This is a genomic window from Paraburkholderia sp. SIMBA_030 (assembly GCF_046535245.1).
In the GTDB taxonomy this organism is placed as follows: domain Bacteria; phylum Pseudomonadota; class Gammaproteobacteria; order Burkholderiales; family Burkholderiaceae; genus Paraburkholderia.
The window spans coordinates 1-261 of the sequence record NZ_JAWRXB010000847.1; the positions used below are offsets into that span (position 1 = coordinate 1).

A 261-nucleotide genomic window follows, 5' to 3' on the forward strand; every position below is an offset into this window, starting at 1 on the left:
TTTTAATTCACCAATATTGATTATTTGTTTGTGGAATACGGAAGCTGCCAGCGCGCCGTCAACGTCGGCATCGCGGAAGGCTTCGAGGAAGTGTTCCATGGTGCCCGCGCCACCGGAGGCAATCAGCGGGACGTGGCAAACTTCACGCACTTTTTTCAGCTGCTCGAGGTCGTAACCGTTACGCACGCCGTCCTGATTCATCATGTTGAGGACGATTTCTCCGGCACCGCGTTTTTGCACTTCTTCTACCCAGTCGAGCGT

1 protein-coding gene is annotated in these 261 nt (G+C 53.6%); it reads right to left on the reverse strand.

The genetic code is table 11. The features are described from left to right. A partial coding sequence (locus SB772_RS42395) for a HisA/HisF-related TIM barrel protein (RefSeq protein ID WP_410838819.1) occupies positions 1-261 on the reverse strand: 261 nt, incomplete at both ends.